Below are 932 nucleotides of genomic sequence, written 5' to 3'. Positions count from 1 at the left end.
GCCCAACTCCACCACCGCATCCGCAAACCGCACCGTGGCACGGACCTGACCCACCCAATACGCCGGATCAGTCAGATCGGCGTCGGCCGCGACGGTGGAAGCGATCGACACCTGCGGCTCCGCGTACGACAGCTCACGCGCCACCGTCTCGAAGTCGGCCAGCATCGGCTCCATCAACGCCGAGTGGAAGGCATGGGAGACCCGCAGACGACGCGTCCTGCGGTCGGCGAACCGCTCCGCCACCGCAAGGACGGCCTTCTCCTCACCCGACAGCACCACCGAGCCGGGCGCGTTGACCGCCGCCAACGACACCCCATCACCCAGGTACGGCGCAACCTCCTCCTCGCCGGCCTCCACCGCGACCATCGCACCACCGCCCGGCAGCGCGTCCATCAACCGGCCCCGCGCCGCCACCAGACGCGCCGCATCCTCCAACGACCACACCCCGGCCACATAAGCCGCCGTCAGCTCACCGATCGAATGACCCACCAGCACATCCGGCGTGACACCCCACGACTCCCACAACCGGAACAACGCACTCTCGAACGCGAACAACGCAGCCTGCGTGAACACCGTCCGCTCCAGCAGCCCCGCGTCCTCACCCCACACCACCTCCCGCAACGGACGCTCCAGATACCGGTCCAGCTCCACCACAGCCGCATCGAACGCCTCCGCGAACACCGGGAACGAGGTGTACAACTCCCGGCCCATCCCCAGCCGCTGCGCACCCTGACCCGAGAACAGGAACGCCGTCCTGCCCGAGACACTTCGGTCAATCACCGCGACGCCCGACGGACGCCCCTCCGCCACCGCCCGCAGCGCGTCGCGGAGTTCGGCACTGTCGGCGCAGGCAACCACGGCCCGGTGTTCCAGCTCGGCGCGGGTCGTCACCGACGAGTACCCGACGCCGACCGTGTCCGACACATCGGCGT

At 69.4% G+C, this 932-nt stretch carries 1 protein-coding gene; it reads right to left on the bottom strand.

The features are described from left to right. Nucleotides 1-932, bottom strand: a 932-nt coding sequence (locus K7854_RS37250; protein ID WP_226030982.1) for an acyltransferase domain-containing protein, incomplete at both ends; no start/stop codon positions are given.

It is taken from the genome of Streptomyces hyderabadensis (assembly GCF_020404845.1).
Lineage (GTDB): Bacteria > Actinomycetota > Actinomycetes > Streptomycetales > Streptomycetaceae > Streptomyces > Streptomyces hyderabadensis.
The sequence above is the reverse complement of the archived record's forward strand: the minus strand, read 5'-3'. Positions and strand labels throughout refer to the sequence as shown.